This window comes from Pedobacter sp. B4-66, assembly GCF_018492665.1.
Taxonomy (GTDB): Bacteria; Bacteroidota; Bacteroidia; order Sphingobacteriales; family Sphingobacteriaceae; genus Pedobacter.
This window is the reverse complement of sequence record NZ_JAFVME010000005.1, coordinates 226,949-251,061: the sequence shown is the minus strand read 5'-3', so window position 1 is coordinate 251,061 and position 24,113 is coordinate 226,949. Positions and strand designations below refer to the sequence as shown.

Below are 24,113 nucleotides of genomic sequence, written 5' to 3'. Positions count from 1 at the left end.
ACTATAACAATGGTAGCAGCTGTTCCAGCGCCATACCTCTGGAGCCTTTTAAAAGTACCATATTATCCTTTATAGGGTTTTCTTTTAAAAAAGCATGTGCTTCTGAAGGTGTACTAAAGAAGTTCCCCTTATACTTGTCTTTTAGTGCGTAAAAGTATTTTCCAATAAAAACTAGCGTTTTCACATTAAGTTGCTCTGCTTGTTTGGCAATAAGATCATGCTGTTCAGCTGATTCGTCACCTAGTTCAAACATATCACCTATTATCACTGCTTTCTGCGAAGCAGACAGTAATGAGATGTTGTTTAAAGCGGCAGTCATGCTGCTAGGGTTGGCATTATAAAAATCACATATCACCGTATTGTTGTCTGTTTTTGTGATCTGTGAGCGATTGTTATTAGGGAAATATCCTGAAAGACCTTTGTTTATTTGTAAAGGGCTAACATCGAAAAACGCTCCGATACATATAGCCGCAAGTATGTTTTCAAAATTGTACGATCCTGTTAAATTAACAGATGTTTCATAACTAGTTGCTTTATCTGACCATGAAATTTCAATTAAAGGATCTGTTTCAACTAGCTTTCCAGATATTGTGTCTGTTGCTTCAGTGCCGTAATAAACTACTTTATCTAAGTCGGCAGCAGCGCTCATCTCAAGCAAGTAGGGATTGTTCCTGTTTATAAAGGCAGTACCATTGCTCTTCTTCAGATAGGCATAAAGCTCAGCCTTCCCTTTTTTAACCCCTTCAAATCCACCAAAACCATCAAGGTGTGCCATGCCAACATTAGTAATTAGGCCATGTGTTGGCTGGGCAATAGTACATAAAAACTCTATTTCTTTTTGATGATTGGCACCCATCTCTATTACGGCAATCTCGGTATCATTTGTCAATGATAAAATAGATAACGGAACACCAATATGATTATTTAAATTGCCTTTGGTAGCAAAGGTTTTATACTTTTCTGAAAGAACGGATTTTATGAGTTCTTTGGTTGTTGTTTTTCCGTTACTGCCAGTTAAACCTATGACAGGTATGTTTAACTGAGCACGGTGATGTTTAGCTAAATCCTGTAATGTGCTTAATACATCAGGCACCAAAATACATTGTTTACTCGTTTTGTAAGCCAGGTTATCTATAATCGCATAAGCGGCGCCATTAGTCAGCGCTTTTTCTGCAAAAGTGTTCGCGTCGAAATTATCTCCCCTTAAGGCGAAAAACAAGCATCCTGGAGTTATATTCCTTGTATCTGTACATATAACCGGATGTTTTAAGTAGTGCTGGTAAAGGGATTCGATAGCCGTCATAGATATATTGAATAATTAATATGGTAAAATTAGTATTTTGGAGTCTTAATTCGTCGATATGAAATATTTTCTACTTCCTTTTTTGTTTTTATTAACTGGTTTGAGTGTTGTTGATGCTCAAACAAAATCTCCTGATGAATTTTTAGGTTATGCTCTTGGGAGCAAATTCACTGCCCATGATAAGGTGGTCGACTACTTTAAATACATTGCCGGTAAAGAAAAGAATATAAAACTTGTAAACTATGGCAAAACTTACGAAGGAAGAGAATTGTTGGTCGCTGTAATCTCTGCAAAAGAGAATATCGATGACTTAGAGCAAATCAGAAAGTATAATCTGAGTCTGAGTAAAGCGCAATCATCAAACGAGCAAAAAGGAAAACAACCGGCAATACTATGGCTAAGCTATAATGTACATGGAAATGAAGCTAGTTCTACAGAAACTGCAATGAAAACAATATTTACATTGGCTGAGGCCAAGACAAATGAAATTCAGGATTGGCTAAAAAATACAGTTATCATTATAGATCCATGTCTTAATCCGGATGGCAGAGAAAGGTATGTGAATTATTTTAATTCGGTGAGTGGTCATAAGCCAAATCCTAATCCGATGGCTAGAGAACATTCTGAGCCTTGGCCAGGGGGCAGATCTAACCACTATTACTTTGATTTAAATAGAGATTGGGCATGGCAAACACAAGTAGAAACACAGCAACGATTAAAGCTATATCATGAATGGATGCCGGAAGTTCATGTGGATTTTCATGAGCAAAGCTATAATGAACCATATTATTTTGCTCCGGCCGCTGAGCCAATTCATCAAGACATTACCCCTTGGCAACGAGAGTTTCAGGTTACTGTAGGGAAAAATAATGCAAAATATTTTGATGAAAACGGATGGCAGTATTTCACTAAAGAACGATTCGATTTGTTATATCCATCTTATGGCGATACCTATCCTTTATATAATGGTGCTGTGGGGATGACTTATGAGCAAGGGGGTATCGGTGCCGGACTAGCCGTAGTCACTTTAGATGGAGACACGCTAACGCTTAAAGATAGAATAAGCCACCACTATACTACCAGTATGGCAACAATTGAAGCTGTTTCAAAAAATGGGGATAAGCTTGTTCATGAGTTTAAGCTCTATTTTGAAAAGGCGGTCTCAAATCCTCCAGGTATTTATAAATCGTATATAGTAAAGGCAGAGAATTTAAGTAGAATTAAAAAGCTGGCGAATCTCTTAAAGAAAAATGGTATTGAGTATGGCTTTGGGTCAGATAAAAACTTGCGTGGGTATAATTATGAAACAAAAAAGGTAGAAGGATTTAAAGTAGATAGGAACGACTTAATTGTAAACCTGCTACAGCCTAAAGCTGTTTTAGCTAATGTGTTGTTTGAGCCTCAAACAGCTGTTAGCGATTCCAATACTTACGATATTACTGCATGGGCGCTGCCTTACGCTTTCGGTTTAAAATCCTATGCTACCAAAGAATCTGTAAAAGGAAGTTACCCTGCTGTAGAGGAGAGCAAAGAACAGTCGGATGTGGCGGAGAAACCTTATGCTTGGATTTTTAGATGGAATTCAATAGAGGATGCTCAGGTTCTCATCGCCTTGCAAAAGGCAAATATTAAAGTTAGGTCGGCAGAGCAGGAATTTACTATTGGTAATAAAGTGTTCCCTTCGGGATCTCTATTGGTATACAGAACTGAGAATGAGCGTCAGGTTAGAAACCTTGCGGCCAAGATCGCTCGCATCCAGAAGGATTTAAATACCGTAGTTTATACTTCGGCGAGTGGTTATGTAGATAAAGGAAAGGATTTCGGGTCGTCTGTTTATCCAATTTTAGGTGTTCCTAAGGTAGCGATAGTCACTGGTACAGGTATTTCTACTCAAGGCGTTGGAGAGGCTTGGCATTTCTTTGAGCAAGAGTTGAACTATCCTGTAACGATGATTGCTGCGCATAACATTGATAATCTGGATATAAACAAAATTAATACCCTGATTATGACTGATGGAAATTATGCAGAAGATATTAATGATAAATTAGAGAGTTGGATAGAGAACGGAGGCAAAGTAATTCTGTTTGAGGATGCAATTTCTAGCGCTGCGGGGAAAAAACCTTTTAACATTAAGTTAAGAGAAAGTGCAAAAAATGAATCAAAAGTTAATGGCGTAAAAAAGTACGGAGAACGCAATCTTGATGATTTATCGGAAGCTATACCGGGAGCAATTTTTAAGGTTGATTTAGATAAGAGCCATCCTATTGCGGCTGGATTGGGGAGGTATTATTACGCATTAAAAACAGACGATAAAATTTATGAGCTTTTAAATAAAGATTGGAATGTAGGGGTTTTAAAGCCAAATAGTTATGTAGCAGGTGTTGTTGGAGCAGGTGTTTTGAGGAAGTTAAATAGCGGTTTGTTGTTTGGGATTCAATCCGTTTCAAAAGGAACTGTAATCTATTTCGGTAGTGACGTGCTGTTCAGATCATTTTGGGAAAATGGAAAGCAGATGTTTACCAATGCAGTCTTCCTAGTCAATTAATTTTGAAATCTTAGAAGCTGTTAGTTAAATATTGTGCTGTAAAGTGTTAAAAAGTGTTAAATATTTTGAGTTAGACTAGATGAGCATTGTTTTTTAAAGGTTTGGAGTGCGTTTAAGTTAATGTTCGATATTAAATTCTGCAAAACATCATTCTTGCAGAATGGAATGTCTTTTAATTGTGTCATATTTTTGTCATTTAAATTTGTGGAGTTCTGAATTACTTATGCTTGCATACCAATTTCGTATATTTAAGTATTATTAACTAACCTAAATTTAAACTTTTTATGAAAAAACTTTTACAAAGTTTGTTCATTTTGGTGTTCCTTGCAGGCTCTGCAATGGCTCAAGATCGAACAATTACTGGTACGGTTACGGATAAGGAAGATGGCAAACCGCTTCCGGGAGTAACCGTTGTTGTTAAGGGTACTAAAAATGGTACTCAAACAGGAGGAGATGGTAAATATGCATTGAATGTACCTTCTGGCTCCGCAGAACTTGTCTTCTCTTATTTGGGCTACGTTACTCAAACAGTGCCCACTTCTGGAAACACAGTTAATGTAATTCTACAATCAGACTCTAAATCTTTAACGGAAGTTGTTGTAACGGCTTTAGGTATTAGTAAAACCAAGAAAACTATTGGTTATTCTGAAACTACGGTTAAGTCTGAAGACATAAACAAATCGGCTCCTGTAAGTATGCTGGGTGGTTTGCAGGGTAAGGTTGCAGGTGTAACCATATCTAATACTTCAGGTTCTCCAGGTGGTTCAACCAAAGTTATCTTAAGAGGTTATACTTCAATTAGCGGAGGTAACCAACCGCTATATGTCATTGATGGTGTTCCTTTAGATAATTCGAACATTGGATCCGACGAGAGTTATGACTTTGGTAATAATTCTAACGACATCAACCCGAATTCCATAGAGAGTATGAGTATTCTTAAAGGATCTGCCGCTACAGCATTGTATGGATCAAGGGGATCAAACGGTGTAATTTTAATTACAACCAAAAAAGGAACCGCAGGTAAAATGGTAGTCGATTTTTCACATGCTACCACAATTACTCAAGTGGCGTCTGTATTTAAACCACAATCTACATTTGGTCAGGGTTGGGATGGTACATTTATTGAATCTGAAAACGGTAACTGGGGCCCTAAGTATGATGGGCAAATGAGGCCTTGGGGAGCTGTAATCGACAACTCTCAGTTAATTAAGCCTTACTCTTTTATAAAAGATAATGTAAGAAATGCTTTAACAAACGGAACAGAGTTCAATAATAACATTTCCCTTAGTGGTGGGAGTGAAAAAACTACCTACTACTTTTCTTATGGAAATGTTTTTAGTGATGGTTATCTTCCTTCCGATAATGATTCTTACAAGAGAAATAACTTTACTGTTAAGGCTGCAACTACAATAGGCGACTTTAACATTGATGGATCGGTTAACTACGTTTCTAAAACGCAAAGATTTGTGGCTCAAGGACAAAGTATATCAGGAATCGGTTCTTCTTTCTACGAAGATATTATTCAAATTCCGCAGGATATTCCTATTAAAGACCTAAGAGATTATAAAAATCAATTCTTTAATGTAGATAACTATTTCACTCCTTATGCAGAAAACCCATATTATTCTATATATGAAAATGGAAGTCGATATAGGAGTGACCGGATTTACGGTAACATTAATTTTGGATATACAGTAAATGACTGGCTGAAATTGCAATTCCAGCAAGGTGCTGATGTTGATAACGCCGGAGATAAGCAATGGCATAATAAAAATGCACCTAGTTTAGGTAGTTATAACGATGGTGGAAATGTTGAAGGCTCAAAACGAGCTGCGGATGTTGGTCGGGTTGTTGAAGAGTCAATCAAAACGTTTGAATATGACTCTAAGCTTAATGCCATATTCAAAAAGACTTTTACAGATTTCGATATAGACGGGGTAGTTGGGGTTAACTATAATGACAGGGGCTCGCGCTTTCTTACTACCCAGGTTGAAGATTTGGCAATCCCAGGATTCTTTAGCTTGGGCAACTCTGCAAATAAACCAACAAGTACGGAGACCGAAAGACATAGACGTTTATTTGGAGCCTATGCTTCCGCAACGTTAGGATATAAGAATAACCTGTTCTTAACAGTAGCAGGAAGGAATGACTGGTCTTCGACATTAGCAACGGGCAACAATAGCTACTTTTATCCAGCAGCCAGTTTGGCCTATGTTGTTTCTGAAGCGTTTGATATGAAGAACACGCCAATAAGCTTTTTTAAACTAAGAGCAAGTTATGGAGAAACAGGTAGTGATACTGATCCATACAGGATCTTTGACGTATTAAATGCAACAAACGTTACATTGGGTTTTGGTAATATTAGATTCCCTGTGGCTGGTGTAGCTGGTTATTCTATTGCAAATACATTGAACAATAAAGATCTTAGACCTGAGCGTGTCAAAGAGTATGAGTTTGGTGGTGATATCAGGTTTTTATCAGATAGAATCGGGTTAGATGTGGCTTACTTCAACCGATTAAGGGTTGATCAAATTTTACCTGTTCCAATTGATCCGGCCTCCGGTTATTTATTCCAAATCTTAAACTTTGGTAAAGTAAGAGTTAGGGGGATTGAGGCTGCATTAAACGTTAAGCCGGTAAAAACAACTGATTTTAATTGGGATCTGACTTACACCTTTAGCAGACAACGTAATATGGTTATGGAATTGCCGGCAGGGTTAGATAAGGTTATTATCAATAACGCATATGATGCAGATCTGGTTGCAATTAAAGGACAACCTCTAGGTGTGTTTCAAGCTCCAGGACCAGAATATTCTCCTGAGGGAAAGATTGTAGTAGATGCAACAGGTTTCCCGGTAGTAGCTCCAACCAATCAAAATTATGGTAATATTCAAAGAGATTTCTCTATGGGATTAACCAATATGTTCACCTACAAATCGTTCAGCTTAGGCTTTACCCTTGATTATCAGAAAGGTGGTGTATTCTATTCAGGAACCGCAGATTTGTTAAATTTCGTTGGAGCAGATGTTAAATCAACGTTTAATGATCGTCGCCCTTTCATAGTTCCTAACTCAGTACAAAAAATCACTGATGCCAATGGAAACTTCATAAGATATGAAGAAAACACAACTCAAATTACCGAAGGTTTAGTTGATGATTACTATTATCCAACAACTAATAAAGCAATGGTGTATAGTAATCGGATTCTGGATAAAACATTCCTGAAATTAAGAGAAGCCTCACTGAGCTATACCCTACCAAAATCTATTGCTACCAAAATTGCTGCAAATAGAGCTGTACTTACTGTTTTTGGTAGAAACCTACTTACCTGGCTACCTGAATCAAACAGGACCATTGATCCAGAGGTTTCTAATCAAGGTGTTGACTTGGCAAGTGAGTTTGGTGAATTCAGAACGGCTCCCCCAGTGAGGTTTTTTGGAGCGTCCTTAAGAGTTACATTTTAATATTTGAGCGATGAAAAAAATTAATATAGAATATAAACCGCTGATACTTTCAGCTTTGTTTTTCTTAACGTTTGGATGTAAGAAAACATTAGATATAAATAATGATCCTAATAATCCACCAATTGAGCAGGCCTCTCCAGAAGTTTTATTCCCTTCGGCTGTAATGGGTACTGCTGGTAGTGTGGGAGGGGAGCTAACAATACTAGGAGGTATCTGGTCTCAGTACTGGACTCAGTCAAATGCCTCCAATCAGTATAAAACGATAGATACTTATAACTTAACCCGGGTAGATTTTAATGGGCCATATGACAATTTGTTTGCAGGCGCACTTGCTGATTACAACTTGACTATAAAGTTGGCTCAGGCTAAGAGTGATTGGAGATATAATTTAATGGGAACCGTTATGAAAGCTTACACATATCAGGTACTTGTTGATCTTTATGATCAGGTTCCGTATACAGAGGCTTTTAATGGTGCTGCAAATCTGCAACCAAAATTCGATGATGGGTACTCAATCTATGTCGGCTTGCTTGCAGAAATTGATGCAGCCTTAGCAAAGGATTTTACAAGTCCGTTAACTGCAGACCAGGCTAAGGGTGACTTTGTTTTTAACGGAGATATGGATCTTTGGGTTCAATTTGCAAATACATTAAAATTGAAGATGTATTTGAGGATGGTGAACACAAAATCGGCGGAGGCGCAGACAGGAATTGCTAAGTTGTATGCCGACGGTGCGAACTTTTTAACTACCAGTGCAGGAATTGAGGAGTTTGAGGGAACTCCAGACAATAGTAATCCTTTCTATGAATATAACATTAGGCGCTTAAATACAACGACTAATGTCAGGGCCAGTAAGACGCTAACTACCTGGTTGGAAGAAAATGAAGATCCAAGAACCGAGACTTACTTCGGCGAAGAGAGTCCAGTGGCAATGCACCAAGGTGATTTTGCTGCAACGGCTCAGGATCAACCGACTTACGCAAATGCAACTGTGGCTCTTCAAAAAGCAACGGATCCAGTGTGGTTTATATCTGAATCTGAATCTTATTTTATGCAGGCCGAGGCATTAGAACGTTATTTTGGCGGTGCAGGAGCAAAAGCCAAATATGATGCTGGAGTAACTGCTGCTTTTGCTGATGCGGCTCAGGATGGAGCAGGATTTATTGCTGCAGGAGGAGCCTATGAATATAAAACCGGCGGATCATTTGAAGCGAAACTAGAGCAGATCATCGTTCAAAAATGGGCTTCATTACCTGCTTCAGGTCATACAATAGAAGCATTTTTTGAGCAGGAGAGAACTGGCTATCCAAAAACTAGTGCGGTATATTCAACTTCTGATGCTTATATTCCAGGTGAATGGGTCTATGCTAAAAATGGGGTTACTGCAAATCGGTTCCCTAAACGCTTAGTGTTTCCTGCCTCATCTAGAGATAGAAATAAAAACACACCTGCAGAAGTTCCTATTTATACTAAAGTTTGGTGGGGTAAATAAGAGATTTGATTAAAAAATTAAAATGAAATCATGAAAAAATATTTAAATATAATTGCGATAGGGATTTTGTGCATGACTTTATTTTCATGCAAAAAGGAATCCTTTAATTATCCCGAGGGTACTGTCGGGTCTTCGAAGATTACGGTGTACCCAATATTGACTTTAAAGTCAGATAGGTTTGTGGCTGTTCCGGTTGGAGGAACTTATACTGAAGCCGGTGCGGATGCAACTATTGCAGACGCTCCTGTAGAAGTTAAAATTGGAGGTACTGTTAATGCTGCAGCTGCCGGGGTGTATTTGCTGACATATACGGCTACAAATTCTGATGGGTTTTCAGCAACATTATTGAGAACCGTTGTGGTTTATGATACTAAGGCGGATGCTGTAGGAAATGATTTTTCCGGCTCATATCTTAGAGAAGCCACTGGAGAGATTTCTGAATGGACAAAAATAGCGCCTGGTGTTTACGTAGTCTCAAATCCGGGTGGAGCGGCTGGAGCTGGAGGTATAGAAGTTGCCGTAATTAATCCAACTGGCTTTACTATATCAATGCCAGACCAGAAAAATGAAACAGGTTCATGGGGAGCAAACAGTGAAAGTTACAGAAGTGATGGTAAACAGTATTCTTGGGCGGTAGAAAATGCAACTTATGGAAAGCAACTAAGGACATTTGTTAAACAATAACTTAAATTAAAGAACATGAAAAAACATATATATATATTGGCCCTTCTTTTAATCACCCTATCTGCGTGTAAAAAGGATGAAGTTGTTGGCGGTACGGCAGTTCAGGATGTGTCTGGTGAGTGGTGGTTGCAAGTTCAAGTTGTTGATCAGGAGGGAGAGATAATAGAAGATTATAGTGATGAGGCGTATACTGGGTGGTCTACCTATAATACTGCAGATAATTCAAACACACAAATGTGGTTCGATGATGGAGGGAACTACTGGGTTGTTAAAGGGAAAGTTAATATTAACCTAGCAAACAAAACTTTTTCAGGTGAGAATATCCAAAATGAGAGTTATGATAGTAAGTTTACTATTACCAATGGTAAGATTTTGGTAGGAGCAGCAATAGGCCCCGTTTCAAAAGCTGTTACTGATTCGATTTCGTACACTGCTACCTTTGATGATGATGATAATAACTTTATTTATCATTTCAAGGGTTATCGCAGAACCAAGTTTTCTGGAGACGACCATTAATCGATATTATACAACTAAAAACCAGCCTGAAAAGGGCTGGTTTTTTTATGCTATATGGGCTTGCAGCGTGTTCATATTCAGACTCATTGAGCTGCCTGATATTTCTTAAGCATTAAGAAATCCTCTTCTTTTAGAGTGCTTTAAAATCGGACATAGCATAAAACGAGCCAAAATAATTTAGGACATCTTATTTAAAGCCCTTGCAATATTTGCAACAACTTATTGTTTGTTAAAAGTCTGATTTTTTTGATAAATTCGGAATGAAATCAATTTTTATGACTATTATTCGAAATTTAGTTCTACTCGAAGGTCTTTTTTTGAGTTTTTAGCAATAGGCGATAGTGTCATTTTATCGTCATTTGTTGAGTAAGCCATTTGAAAAATATGCTTGCATATCAAATTCAGTTATATATTAGACCATTATTAACTAACCTAAATTTTATTCTTCATGAAAAAACTTCTACAAAGTTTGTTCGTGGCCATGCTTTTTGCCTTCTCGGCAATGGCACAGCAACGGACGATTACTGGTACGGTTACAGGTCAACAAGATGGTAAGCCACTACCTGGTGTAACAGTAAAAATTTCGGGAACCAAACAAGGAACCCAAACAAATGCTAGTGGTAAATACTCAATTAGTGTTGAGTCTTCTGCAACCTCACTTGAATTCAGTTATTTAGGATTCATTTCACAAACCAAATTAATATCATCAGATGTAATTAACATTGCATTGGTTGAGGATTCAAAAATTCTATCAGAAATCGTAGTAACTTCAAACTCAATTAAAAGAGATAAAAGAACAATCGGTTATTCTGCGCCAACTATAAATAGCGAAGAGTTAGTGCAAGGTGGAAGTCCAAGCCCAATCAGCTCATTAGCAGGAAAAGTTGCCGGTGTAAACATTTCATCATCGTCAGCGACACCTGGTAGTTCGTCAAGAGTAGTTTTGCGTGGTGGATCATCAATTACCGGATCTAACCAGGCTCTGATTGTTGTTGATGGTGTGCCAATTGACAACTCAAGTACTATTGGTGGTGCAAGTGTATTATCAAGTGTTGATTTTGGTAACAGAGGAAATGATTTAGCGCCAAATGATATCGCTTCAGTTACTGTTTTGAAAGGCCCCGCTGCTGCGGCACTTTATGGTGCGCGCGCATCTAACGGTGCATTGATCATCACTACTAAAGCCGGATCTAAAGGTGAAAAGACTTCAATTACTTTTAATACAGGAAATACATTTTCTTCTATTTTGAAATTGCCTGATTTTCAAAATGAGTACGGACAAGGATATTATGATCAAGTAGCTGCTGATGGAAAGTCAGCAACTTATACTCATGATTTAAAAGAAAATACAAGTTGGGGTGCTCCTTTTACAGGCGAAGTAATAGGATGGGGACAAGAAATTGACGGTGTTCGTCTAACTAAACCATATTCAGCAGTTAAAAACAATGTACGGGATTTTTTCACTACAGGTTTTGCAACTGACAACAGCTTAAGTTTTTCTGGAGGTGGTGAAAAAAGTACATTTTATATGGCTTTAAATGCCTTAAATTCTGACGGTATCTGGCCAGGAAGCAAATCTGATAGCTACAACAAATATGGCGTTAGATTTAACGGAACAAGCGAGCTAAGCAGTAAATTTACTGCGGGTGTGAATTTCAATTACAACAGAATTGATGCTAGTGACATTGGTAACGGACAAGGCGGAGCTGCTGTTTACAATAACGTACTTCAAACTCCAAGAGATATTCCATTGAATACTTTAGGTGATTTGACTAATAAATACAATGCATATGGTTATGTAGACGGAAACGGTGTTAAGCAACCAAATAAATTTGGTTACTATAACGGCTATACAATGAACCCTTATTTCATCATTGAGAATTATGGGAATTATAATGATGTAAGCCGCGTAACAGGTAATTTTAATCTTGCCTATAAGCCTTACGCATGGTTGGATTTTAAAGAGAGAGTTGGTATTGATACTTATTCGGACAGACGCAGAAGAACTGTACCAAAGTATAGCTACTCAGTAACTGATAAAACTCCGGAATACGCTGGAACAAGTGCAAAAACAAGTAATGGTCTTTATGAAATTGACCAGATCAATATTACTGAGTTGGTACATGATTTCATGGTTACTGCAACACATAAATTCAATAGTGATTTTGAAGGGTCATTGATGGTGGGTAACAACATTCGTCAAAGACAAACCAACAGACTTACATCAGGAACAAACGCTTCGGGTGGTTTAGTTGTACCAGGATGGTATAATCTATCGAACAGTAATGGTCCTGTTAATATCTCTCTAGATGAGATGACCAAAAGAAGATTGTTTGGTCTTTATGCAGATTTGAACTTATCTTATAAAACCTTCTTATTCCTTGAGGCTACAGCAAGAAACGATTGGTCGTCTACCTTGCCTGCTCAAAACAATTCATTCTTCTATCCAAGTGTTAGTGGATCATTTGTTTTCAGTGAACTGTTAAAAGAATCTTCAGTAGGACAATGGTTAAACTATGGTAAATTAAGAGCTAGCTGGGCTCAGGTAGGTAATGATACCGATCCTTATCAGTTATTGTCAATTTACAATAAAGCATTAGTTAACGCTAACTTCGGTAGTACTGTGTTTCCTTTCGGTAATGTTGCTGGTTTATCAGCCGGTACAACTATTGGTAATATTAACCTTAAGCCAGAAAGAACTACTGCATTCGAGGTGGGAACTGAGCTAGGTTTATTTAACAACAGATTCTCAGTAGATTTCTCTTATTACAAAAGCAACTCAAAAGATCAGATCCTTGCTATTCCTATAGCGAACTCAACTGGTTATGGATTTAGCTTGGTAAATGCTGGTGAAATTCAAAATAAAGGTGTTGAGTTAACATTAAGAGGAACTGCTGTTAAAACGGAAGATTTTAATTTAGATTTCTTTGCTACTTATACTAAGAATGAGAACCTGGTTGTTTCATTACTTCCTGGTGTTGATCAGATTTCAATTGGTGGTGGATTCTCTGGCTTATCTATTGTTGCTGCTAAAGGCAGACCATACGGGGAGTTCTATGGTGTTAATCTTGCAAAAGATAACCAAGGAAGAGTAATTGTAGATAAAGAAACAGGTATTCCGGTTAACGGAGCCAAAGCAGAATATCTTGGTTCATACAATCCAAAATATCAAGGGTCATTTGGTACCAACGTTAGATTTAAACAATTATCGTTAGCCGTATTGTTTGATACTAAACAAGGTGGTAAAATGTATTCTAAAACTAAAAACACAACAGGTTTTGCCGGTATTGCAGAAGTTACAGGAGGTGACAGATTTGGATCTATCTGGCCAAATTCAGTTTATTTAGATGATGCTGGAAATAGTGTAGTAAATACTACTGTTGGTTACATTAAGCAAGATTTTTATACAGGTAGTGTTCCTGCAGGATTTGATGTAATTGATGCTTCTTACGTGAAATTGCGTTCTGCAAGTCTTGCTTATACTTTCTCTAAAGCTCAGTTGAAAAAATTACCGTTTGGATCACTTGCTATCGGTTTATTTGGTAACAACCTATTTTTATGGGCATCTAAAGAAAACAAATATGTTGATCCTGAGATCAATGCAACAGGAGCAGGAAATGCTCAAGGTTTTGACTTTGGTGCGTTGCCATCGGTACGTAACTATGGCTTTAACGTAAAGGTTTCATTTTAATTAATAACTCAACTCATATGAGAACTAAAAATATTTTTAACCCAAAAGGAATTCTTCTTTTAATTCTTGTTGGAACAATTGGGATGACAGGATGTAAGAAATTCCTGGACATTAACCAAAACCCTAATAACCCGGATTCTGCTGATCCAACTTTACTTTTGCCTACAGTACAGGCTGCTGTTGGTCAAATTATAGGTAATGGTTTCCAAACTTATGGCGGAATGTATGCTCAGTATTGGACGCAAAGCCCTAATAGCTCACAGTATAAAACTATCGATCAATATAATGCGGCAAATAGTGCGTTTGATCGTCCTTGGTTAACTTTGTACAGGAATGCGTTAATCAATGCACAATTAATCATTGAGAATAAAGGTGCAAGTTTAGATGCAATGAAAGGAATGGCTTACATCATGAAAGCTTATGCGTTTCAAGTGACAACTGATGCCTTTGGTGATATTCCATTGTCTGAATCCTTGAAAGGAACTCAATTTGGAAGTCCTCATTATGATGCTCAGGAATTGGTTTATGATAGCATTTTTACTTTTATTGATAAAGGAAAGGCATTACTTGCAGTACCATCGGCTTCTCCAGGAGCTCAAGATATTATTTTTCAAGGTGATATCCCTAGTTGGAAAGCATTTGCAAATACTTTAAAACTTAGAGCTTATTTAAGAATTGTTAAAGTAAATCCAGCTAAAGCAGAGGCCGGTATTAAAGCCTTATATGCTGAAGGTGCTACTTTCTTAACTAAAGATGCAGCTATCAAATACAATACTATTGGAGGTAACGAAAATCCATTATATAATGAAATGGTTAGTCCTACTTTGAATAAAGTACAGAATCTTGTTGCAAGTTCTACTGCTTTTAATAAGTTTAAAGCAAACGGCGATTTAAGGGTTAATAAGTTTTATGATCTTGAAACAGGTCAAACTGACTTAAACGCAATTAAGCAAGGAACATTTGCTGCTTCTGGTGTAGAAAAAGTAGTATCAAAACCTTCATCTTTAGTTGGTGGTAATGCTACAAACAGCTCATCTGCGACAGCTCCGGTAAAACTAATGTCTTTATCTGAGAGTAATTTCTTACAAGCTGAAGCTGCTGTTAGAGGTTATGCTACAGGTGTTGATGCTGAGGCTTTATTGAAATTGGGTATCCAAAACAGTTTTGTTGCTACAGGATTAACTTCAGGTGATGGAACTACATATTATACAGCTGCTGCTGATGGTGCCGCCGCCTGGACTGCTGCAACAACTGAAGAGGCTAAAGTAAAGGTTGTCATCGTTCAGAAGTACTATGCATTATGTGGATTCCAAGGTTTTGAGGCTTGGACAGAATATAGAAGAACTGGTTATCCAAACTTCTTAATTCAATCTGCAGCTTCAACAATTGGTGTTGGTAGATTACCACTAAGGTTTGTTTATCCTAACTCTGAGGCTATTACCAACCTTAACTTCCCTGGTAATATTACTGTATATACACCAGTATGGTGGGGTAAAAATACAACTATAACTCCTGCTCCATAAACAAAAGGAGTTCGATAATAAAAGCAAAAGGCCTGGTGATCATTTATCACCAGGCCTTTTGCTTTTATAGCCGTTTGTAACCTGTTTATTATCTTTAAAAGGTGTGTGGTATTGTTTTTAATAAATCTGTATATTGTAAAACACATAAATTAACCACAAATGAAAAACGTATTTATCTTAGGTAGTTTGATCTGCCTGCTATCTGCTTGCTCTAAGTATCAGATTCACACACTGAGTAGTTTAAAAACACCAAAGGACGAACAAACAGGGGATTTTATCATTAAGAATGATACACTAGAAATGGTTTATAAATTTAAGGGTGAAAATGGGCCATTAGAAGTTCAGATCAAAAATAAACTAAATGAGCCATTATATGTGAATTGGAAGAAGTCTGCTTTAATTATAGGAGATAAAGCATTTAGTTATTCTGGCAATAAAATAGGTTTAAATGCCGATTATAATGGGGCAAGTGGAACGGGTCTGTATCCTTCCGATTTACAGATCCAGTCGGGGAAAATAACCGGGACAGCTACCCTTCCTGATGAAATCGCATTTATTCCACCTCATGCCAAAATAGAAAAGAAACTTTTAAGTGTGACGACTGGATTGATACCTTTTGTTAGTGATTCTTTGAAAAAAATACGGGTTTCTCAAGCTAATGGAGAGACCTCATATGTTGTAAAAGCCTCACGATTTTCAAGGGAGAACTCTCCTCTAGTTTTTAAAAGTTATATCACTCTTTATTTAGAAAAGGATAAAAATCTGCAATTACTTCCTCGTGAGGACGAATTCTATATCTCACAATCTGTGATAACAGGAAGGAAACCTAAAAGCACAGAGTTTTATAATGCGAGCCGCTCTGATGTCTTCTATAATTATAAACCAACAGGTTATGGAAAAACAATGGCTGTTGCTGGTGGTGTTGCTATATTAGGGGTATTGGGCGCTGTGACAGATGAGTCTGCTTCAGGAAAAACTAAATAACAAAAGCACAGATTTCTGCAAAATTTTAAGAGCAATGATGAGGCCTAGAGTATTATCATTGTTCTTAAATTATAGATATTAAGGTCGCCTCCTTATCTTTTATAGCTAAATTGAATTCCTTTCCCACTACCATTGCCCTATTGTCATCAACGTGGCCTGTCGGGAAGTTAAAGCAAACCGGGTAATCATAATAGGGTTTATGGAACATCGCCGGCAAGGCACGGTATAATTCTAGTAACTGGATTTTAGTTTTTTGTAATAGTTTTATTCTGACTTAAGAACAATATGGCAATCAAAGTTCTACCAACATCCATTTATATTGGTTTGTTTGATTGGCAAGTTAACAAAAAGCCCCTCATTTCTGAAGGGCTATAATTATTCTAGGGAATTAATATTAATGTACTGGGAATACCTTTATAAATTTAGATAGAAAAACTGGAGCACCATCAACTTTGAAATTCACCTCCAAAAAGCCTCCAAGAGCGCCAGATTGGGGCATTAATTCAATGTATTCATTATTAGAATACCATATATCCCAATCTTCAGGAACGGTCCATTGTGTATTGGTGATTGTTTTTCCTGCTAGTGGACCAGAAAGTACTATTGAAAATCGAACAGGATCTGTTATATCCGAGTTTACTTGTCCCAATCCCGAAAGCGAAGTGTAATTCGCAGCCAATGAAGGTAGGACCTTGTATGCAATCATTTGACAGCCATTATAATCAATAATTATCCTTCCTCCAGAAAAATTTATCGCCTTAATTACTGCAGAAGTACCTGTGCTGGCGCCGACAATTTGCAATCCTCCCTCTACTTTCCAAGTAAATGCTGAACCAATTGGAAACCCATTATAGCCTACACTAAAAGTGCCTTGTTCATTGTTCGTTAGAGTATTCGGCCCTAAAATTTCAATTCCATCAATTTGAGTAATCGATAATGCTGAAATCAATACCCATCCCTTAGACTTTCCGGTCATATTTGGAATTCCACTCAGCCTAAGGAAATTATAACACTGTGAAGGCGTAAACGTAATTGTTCTCTTACCCTCGAATTCTTCAGAATCAGTTTGAGGGGGCACTGTTTGCACAGGATCAGATCCTCCCAATATAATGGGTGGGGTTACCACTGAACAATTGTTAATTGAGGCTAATACATTATTTGTTAACTGGGCCTGTAAACTTGGTCTTCTTTTCTTTGACGCGACTTCATTATCTACCTCCTCCGCATAATTAGATAAAGTTATAGTTATTGTATAATTTTTCCCATGTTTGAATGGGAAATTTACAGCGATACCTGCTCCTTGAACATCAGCGCCGACATTTTTGGTATCCAGACTTATGCTATTCCCGCTATGGTATGCTTTGCCATTAGTACTGAATACAATTCCAGAAGTTGTAGTATTAGTATTTTGTACACAATATCCCTGACCAGTGAGCGCAATATTTGTTGAGGTAGTTTGTAGGCTCTGTAAGCTAGGTTGCAAACTACTGCTGCTTGCTCTAACCATGTTAACTGCCTGTTCAAAACTAATTGCATCTTTACCCGAATTGGAAGATGATTTGGAATCTGTCTCTTTGAGTTCTTTTCTACAAGAAAACATCAATAGCAATAGTGATAACGTTAAATATTTTTTCATTTTTAAATTTTTCTCAAATATATTAAATTTTATCTACGGCCAATAAAAAGAAGCCTATTTGTTGGCTTCTTTAGAGTAATCGTATTTTAGTTTAATCCTTGGAAACAGGACATTTAGTTATTTTGGTAATAAAATAGGTTTAAATGACGAGTATAATGGAAAGGGGATATATCTTTCCGCTTTGCAGATTCAATAGGAGAAAATAACAGGCAAAACACCACTATCAGAGGAAATCGAATTTATTCCACATCATGCAAAAATTGAAAAGAAGCTTTTAAATGTGACTACCGGATTGATGCCTTTTATTAAGAGGAATTCTATATGTCACAATCTGTATTCACCGGAAGTAAGCCTAAAAGCACAGAATTTTATAAGAGAATCGTTCTGATGTTCTCTATAATTATAGACCAACAGGTTATGGAAAAATGAAGGCTGTTGCTGGTAGTGTTGCTATATTGGGTGTGGTAACAGATGAGTCTGCCTCAGGAAAAGCTAAATAATAATAGCACAGATTTCTGCAAAATTTTAAGAACAATGATGATGCCTAGAGTATTATCATTGTTCTTAAATTATCGATTTTAAAATCACTTTGTGCTCTTTTATAGTTAAATTAAACTCTTTCCCCACCACCATTGCTCTATTGTCGTCAATATGGCCAGTAGGAAAATTAAAGCAAACCGGATAATCATATTCCTTTACAATATCCCAAATCACTTCTTCCGGAGTAGAGCCAAATGGAATAGCCTCTGCTTCAACCTCGTTAAAAGCACCAACAATTAATCCTTTTAACCTAGCCAGTTTACCACTGCGTTTAAGCATGCGCATCATCCGGTCGATAGAATATTCGTGTTCTCCAACATCCTCTAAGAACAAGATTTTATCGGTGTAGTCCATTTCTGATACCGAACCCTGAGTCATTACCAAAAGCGTTAAATTACCACCAATTAACACCCCTTCGGCCTTGCCTGCCCTATTTGGGAAACCAGCAGAATTACATTCATAACTGATGCTATCGCCAAACAACGCCTGCCTTAGCGACTCCAAAGATTCGGGAGTGGCAGTATCAAAAGTATAAGGCATTTGGGCGTGGATGCTTTGTATATTAAACTGAGCAAGCAAGTGAGAAAGTAGAATAGTAAGGTCGCTAAAGCCAATAATCCATTTTGGATGAGCCAGAAATGTAGTAAAGTCCAGATCATCGATAATTCGAACTGTTCCATAGCCGCCCCTGCCTGCTATAATTGCTTTAATCTCCGGATCGTCTAAAAAAGTTTGCAAATCCTGAGCCCTTAAAGCATCGTCGCCAGCAAATTGATGATAACCTGCATGAACCGTTTTGCCAATTACAACTTCCAGCCCCCAAGTCTCAAAAACGCTGATTGCATAAGCAATGCTGCGGGGTAATTTCTTGGCTGGACAAACTATTGCAATTTTGTCACCTTTTTTTAAATATGCTGGCTGTTTAATCATTAGTAAAACACTTATCTTTGACAAAATAATAAAAATAGTTTTGGATAACAGTAAAATAAAGAGATATACAGTTACGGCTGCATTGCCATATACTAACGGACCGGTACACATTGGACACCTGGCTGGCGTTTATTTGCCTGCCGATACCTATGTAAGGTACCTTCGCTCTAATAAAAGAGATGTAAAGTTTATTTGTGGATCTGATGAAAATGGAGTTCCCATTACGCTGAAGGCCAAAAAAGAAGGGACTACACCTCAGGCGATAGTAGATAAATACCATAAAATTATTGGAGATTCTTTTAAAGAACTTGGTGTTTCATTTGATATTTATCACCGTACATCTTCGCTAATGCATCACCAAACTGCGTCTGACTTTTTTGAAACACTTTATAATAAAGGTGTTTTTACAGAAGAAGTAACCGAGCAGTATTATGATGAAAAAGCACAGACTTTCTTAGCTGATAGATACATTACCGGTACTTGTCCTAAGTGTGGTAATGAGAATGCATATGGCGATCAGTGCGAAAACTGCGGAAGTACTTTAAATGCAACTGATCTTATCAATCCTAAATCTACCTTATCTGGCGAAAAACCGGTAAGGAAAGAAACCAAAAACTGGTTTTTACCACTTGACAAATATGAAGATCAATTAAGAACATATATTGAAAGCCACAAAGAGTGGAGACCAAATGTTTACGGTCAGTGCCAAAGTTGGTTAAACGCGGGTTTACAGCCTCGTGCGATGACCAGAGATCTTGATTGGGGAATTAAAGTTCCTGTTAAAGGTGCAGATGGTAAAGTTCTATATGTATGGTTTGATGCACCTATTGGTTATATCTCGGCAACAAAAGAACTTTTCGAATATGCTCGTTTAGGTATTTGGAACCCTAAAGCCGAAGAATATTACATCAACCAAAATGGTGTTGAAACCGGCAATTGGGAACAATATTGGAAGGATGATGAAACCAAACTGGTTCACTTTATTGGTAAAGACAATATCGTATTCCACTGTGTTATTTTCCCGGCAATGTTAATGGCTCATGGCGATTATATATTGGCTGATAATGTACCTGCAAATGAGTTCCTGAACCTGGAAGGCCAGAAAATATCGACTTCTAAAAACTGGGCTGTTTGGCTTGATGAATATCTTGTTGAGTTTAAAGATAAGCAAGACGTTTTAAGGTACGTTTTAACCGCTACAGCTCCAGAAACAAAGGATAATGATTTTACCTGGAAAGATTTTCAGGCAAGAAATAACAATGAATTGGTTGCCATTTTAGGTAATTTCATTAACAGGGTGGTAGTTTTAACCCACAAGTATTTTGATGGTAAAGTGCCAACGTGTATGGCTATCACGCCAGAAGATCAGCAAGTAATTGATGATTTGGCTGCATTCCCGGCAAAAGTAAGTGCTTCGATAGAAAATTATCGTTTCAGAGAAGCTTTAGCTGAGGTTATGAATGTTGCTCGTTTGGGTAATAAATACCTTGCTGATACTGAGCCTTGGAAAGTAATAAAAACCGACGAAGATCGTGTACGTACCATCTTAAATATCAGCTTGCAAATTGCTGCTACCATAGAAATACTGACTGAGCCGTTCTTGCCATTTACTGCCGATAAACTGCAGAAAATGCTGAATTACGGTGGTCATCTATGGGAAGATGCAGGTAAAATGGGGCTCTTGAAACGAGGACATCAACTTAATGAACCGGTATTGCTGTTTGATAAAATTGAAGACGAAACCGTACAGGCACAAATAGACAAGCTTAACAAAAGCAAGGCTGATAATATAGCTTCAACAGCTGTTGTAGAGCCTGCTAAAGAGAATATTCAATTTGAGCAGTTTACTGCAATTGACATTAGGGTAGCTACAATTGTGGCAGCAGAAAAGGTTGAAAAGACTAAAAAACTGTTAAAACTGACACTGGATACGGGTATAGACCAGCGGACTGTAGTTTCGGGTATCGCCGAATTTTATAAACCAGAAGAGGTAATTGGACAACAAGTTAGTTTAGTTGTAAATCTTGCTCCTCGCGAAATTAAGGGAATCCTGTCTCAGGGAATGATCTTAATGTCGGAGGATTCGGATGGTAAACTAGCTTTCGTATCGCCAGTTCAAAATCATAGCAATGGTAGCATAATCAGATAAGCTGATTGCACTGCTGGTGCGTTTTAAATATTATTGAAGCCCATTTCCTGTCGCAAATAGGAAATGGGCTTCTTCCGTTATAAAAGTCTTTAAAATAGTGAAGAGGTTAGGCGGTTTGTACTGAGACTCTAGCCAAATTATAGAATAGAGTGATGTGGCTGTGTTAAAGAAAGTTAAATCATTTTTTGTTTAGCAGACCACACCTCTTTTTTCTTTATCTTCAAGAATCGGTCTTTATCTAAACAAAATTAACGCTCATGAAATATCTATTACTTTGCCTAGTTCTTCTAAGTGTAAACCTTTCTTATAGCCAGAAACTGAAGCTCAGAAAAGGTCAAAAATTTACCTATGAATATCTTGATTTAAGTAGCTCTGTCCATTCAACACAATATAAAACCCTTAACTTTTCTGAATACAAGTTTGATGTAATCAACGTTAAAAACAACGTCTATAATATGAAAATGCAGCTTATACGCCGTATCAATTATAGCTCGCACAATGGTAGGATTCGCGATTCTTATGGACGGTCTGCTTCCGATGATAAAGATATTAGTAGTATGATAGATTCGATCCTTATCAAATCACCTATTACCTTTAGTATGGATTCGATGGGTAAGGTGATCAATTTAAATGGATTGGATAGTATTTCTGCCAGGATGACGCGTCAGGTTACAATCGAGAAAATTCCGCAAGACATCTATAGCTCTCCAAATGCAGACTTTATTAAGTACTCAACCCAGCCGGCAGTTTTTATTAGACAGGTTCATCTAGCTTTTCACCGCAACAGTCCTGCTAAATCCGACACTACTTTCCGCAGTTTTGAGGCTGGAAAAACTGACGACTCCATTACTGTAAAGAAGGAGGTTCTAGTTGATGAAGATTCAGGGGTAACCAAACTGGCTTATGTTGACTCCCTGGCGAAGGGTAGTATTCCTGGCAAAGCTTCCAGGCACGAAGATCAGGTTTCCTGGTGGTTTGCTGTAAAATCATCAAATATTGCAGGTTTGAAAGCCCCCATCGACTTGTTTGAAGAGTTTTCGCGTCAAACCGATTTGAAGAACTATAACACTCCAGTTAAAAAAGCAACCAGAGCAGTGGAAGACCTGAGTACGTGGTATCGAGAAAGTAAAGGTAAAATTGGTATCGATGATATTGCGAGGCAAAAATTGGATTCTTTGTCCAAGTTGGCCAAACCTGATGACTACGAATTTAATGCTGCCGCGGCTGAACTTCTTTCTTGGTTTGATTACGAGGGCAAAATGAAACTCATTGAAAAGATTCCAGTGGAATACCTCCGTAATGATCCTGCGGTGGCGGCTAAAGCAAAAATAGAATATCAGAATCGCAATACAGCGGGATTTGCAAACGCCCTCAAAGTTATGTTCACGAAGTTTTCACGTGATGGAAACTATCCTTCAAATACAGCTCATGTGGCCGATCTGATTCATTTTGATATCTGTAAAGAGGTATATAATACCAATACTAGCAGAGCTGATTTAATTAAGATTCAAGAAATGGTTAGGGCTGTTCAAAAGCTGAACTTACCTAAGCTTTCTTCACTTTTTGATGGCATTGAGCCATATATTGCTGCTACCCTGGCCAGCACACCTAAAGAAATTGAGGGTCTGGCTAATGATCGTTTTAAGGGCGTATTTGATAATTATGGCAGGTATCGCCTACTGATTTACGACCGCATGACAAGCTTAAAAGTACCCGATTCCATACGAATTGCATACCTGGACTATAGCATAGAGATGTTCAGAAATGATATAGCAGAGTTCAGCAAACCATTTGAAGGAGATCCGCAGGATCAGTTCTTCCATCGGTTTCATGTTGCCCCTCAAAGACTTGTTTTGCGCAAGCAACTTGCTGATGCGTATTACAGAAAAAGCATACTGGAGCCTAAAAACAGTGTAAAATATTTGCAGCTCGCCAGTGATTATCTGCCAACGCAAGAAGAACAGATCGAGGACAAATATATTATTAGTCATGAATACCCTTACTTGCCGGAAAGGAACTACACTGAGATGTACCTTAGCACGGCTGGTGCAACGGGTATCTCGGCTGAGGAAATGCTCAAGAAATATGTTGATATGGTTATTGTGGAGCCTGATAGATATTCCATTCTTAAGGAGAAATATCTTAAAGCTTACCCGAATGGTGATTTTAAAAGTTTCTTTAGGCAAGCACTGAAAGAAAAACTTCCGGCATCGCCTAAGTTTAATCTGAAAGAACGTAGCGGAACTGAGATTAGTAGCGCCAGTAATAAAGGGAAATTCCTGTTTATTGATTTTTGGGGCACATGGTGCGGAGCCTGTGTAGCCGAGATTGACAAGATTGAAGACCTGCATGTAAACAATCCTGTGCCTGATAAACTCAACGTTACCACTATCGCCTGCTATGATAAAAAGAACCTGGTTGATGAGTTCATGGAGAAAAAGAAATTCTCTTATCAGGTGCTGATGTCGGATGATAAGGTAGAGAAAGACTTTAAGGTGCAATCTTATCCCACCAAATTGCTCTTGCTGCCAAATGATGTGTATCTGCTCATTCCTTTTAGTGATGATTATAAAACAGTGGTGAAAAAATATACAAGCTGGGAATTATAAGAGTGATTATAGCCCTTCTTTGTAACTTACAGTGTTATTAAATAATT

At 37.7% G+C, this 24,113-nt stretch carries 13 protein-coding genes; 10 read left to right on the top strand and 3 right to left on the bottom strand.

What is annotated here, in order from left to right:
* Window position 1: 1 nt before the first annotated feature.
* Entirely contained in the window at window positions 2–1,303 is a 1,302-nt protein-coding gene (locus J1905_RS10450; protein ID WP_214227214.1) for a UDP-N-acetylmuramoyl-tripeptide--D-alanyl-D-alanine ligase, read from the bottom strand.
* Window positions 1,304–1,361: 58 nt separating this feature from the next.
* Between J1905_RS10450 and J1905_RS10445 the strand changes: the two genes are divergently transcribed.
* The 8 genes from J1905_RS10445 (at window position 1,362) to J1905_RS10410 (ending at window position 16,202) form a co-directional block, all read left to right on the top strand.
* Window positions 1,362–3,848 carry a M14 metallopeptidase family protein gene (locus J1905_RS10445; RefSeq protein WP_214227213.1) on the top strand — a complete coding sequence of 829 codons (2,487 nt, stop codon included), beginning with the start codon at window positions 1,362–1,364 and terminating at the stop codon, window positions 3,846–3,848.
* 284 nt (window positions 3,849–4,132) lie between these two features.
* Window positions 4,133–7,312 carry a SusC/RagA family TonB-linked outer membrane protein gene (locus J1905_RS10440; RefSeq protein ID WP_214227212.1) on the top strand — a complete coding sequence of 1,060 codons (3,180 nt, stop codon included), beginning with the start codon at window positions 4,133–4,135 and terminating at the stop codon, window positions 7,310–7,312.
* Between the two features lie 10 nt (window positions 7,313–7,322).
* On the top strand, window positions 7,323–8,804 hold the full coding sequence (locus J1905_RS10435) for a SusD/RagB family nutrient-binding outer membrane lipoprotein (RefSeq protein WP_214227211.1): 1,482 nt from the start codon (window positions 7,323–7,325) through the stop codon (window positions 8,802–8,804).
* A 30-nt stretch (window positions 8,805–8,834) separates the two neighbouring features.
* Window positions 8,835–9,488, top strand: coding sequence for a DUF5011 domain-containing protein (locus J1905_RS10430; protein ID WP_214227210.1), 654 nt, complete (start codon window positions 8,835–8,837; stop codon window positions 9,486–9,488).
* A gap of 15 nt (window positions 9,489–9,503) precedes the next feature.
* Window positions 9,504–10,004, top strand: coding sequence for a lipid-binding protein (locus J1905_RS10425; RefSeq protein ID WP_214227209.1), 501 nt, complete (start codon window positions 9,504–9,506; stop codon window positions 10,002–10,004).
* A 448-nt stretch (window positions 10,005–10,452) separates the two neighbouring features.
* Window positions 10,453–13,695 (top strand): SusC/RagA family TonB-linked outer membrane protein, encoded by a 3,243-nt coding sequence (locus J1905_RS10420; RefSeq protein WP_214227208.1) that lies wholly within the window; start codon window positions 10,453–10,455, stop codon window positions 13,693–13,695.
* A 17-nt stretch (window positions 13,696–13,712) separates the two neighbouring features.
* A complete protein-coding gene (locus J1905_RS10415) occupies window positions 13,713–15,218 on the top strand; it encodes a SusD/RagB family nutrient-binding outer membrane lipoprotein (protein ID WP_214227207.1) in 1,506 nt (501 codons plus the stop codon).
* 159 nt (window positions 15,219–15,377) lie between these two features.
* The gene (locus J1905_RS10410; RefSeq protein ID WP_214227206.1) at window positions 15,378–16,202 is read left to right on the top strand and encodes a hypothetical protein; all 825 of its coding nucleotides are present in this window, start codon (window positions 15,378–15,380) and stop codon (window positions 16,200–16,202) included.
* A 394-nt stretch (window positions 16,203–16,596) separates the two neighbouring features.
* Here J1905_RS10410 and J1905_RS10405 read toward each other — a convergent pair whose 3' ends face one another.
* Together J1905_RS10405 and J1905_RS10400 are read right to left on the bottom strand one after the other, a co-directional pair.
* Window positions 16,597–17,838, bottom strand: a complete 1,242-nt coding sequence (locus J1905_RS10405) for a hypothetical protein (RefSeq protein ID WP_214227205.1) — start codon at window positions 17,836–17,838, stop codon at window positions 16,597–16,599.
* Between the two features lie 564 nt (window positions 17,839–18,402).
* Complete coding sequence (locus tag J1905_RS10400; RefSeq protein WP_214227204.1) at window positions 18,403–19,308, bottom strand: S66 peptidase family protein; 906 nt, start codon at window positions 19,306–19,308, stop codon at window positions 18,403–18,405.
* Window positions 19,309–19,348: 40 nt separating this feature from the next.
* Here J1905_RS10400 and metG point away from each other — a divergent pair, with 40 nt between their 5' ends.
* Both metG and J1905_RS10390 read left to right on the top strand, forming a co-directional pair.
* Window positions 19,349–21,457 (top strand): methionine--tRNA ligase, encoded by a 2,109-nt coding sequence (metG, locus tag J1905_RS10395; RefSeq protein ID WP_214227203.1) that lies wholly within the window; start codon window positions 19,349–19,351, stop codon window positions 21,455–21,457.
* 257 nt (window positions 21,458–21,714) lie between these two features.
* Complete coding sequence (locus tag J1905_RS10390) at window positions 21,715–24,066, top strand: redoxin domain-containing protein (RefSeq protein WP_214227202.1); 2,352 nt, start codon at window positions 21,715–21,717, stop codon at window positions 24,064–24,066.
* Window positions 24,067–24,113 lie beyond the last annotated feature (47 nt).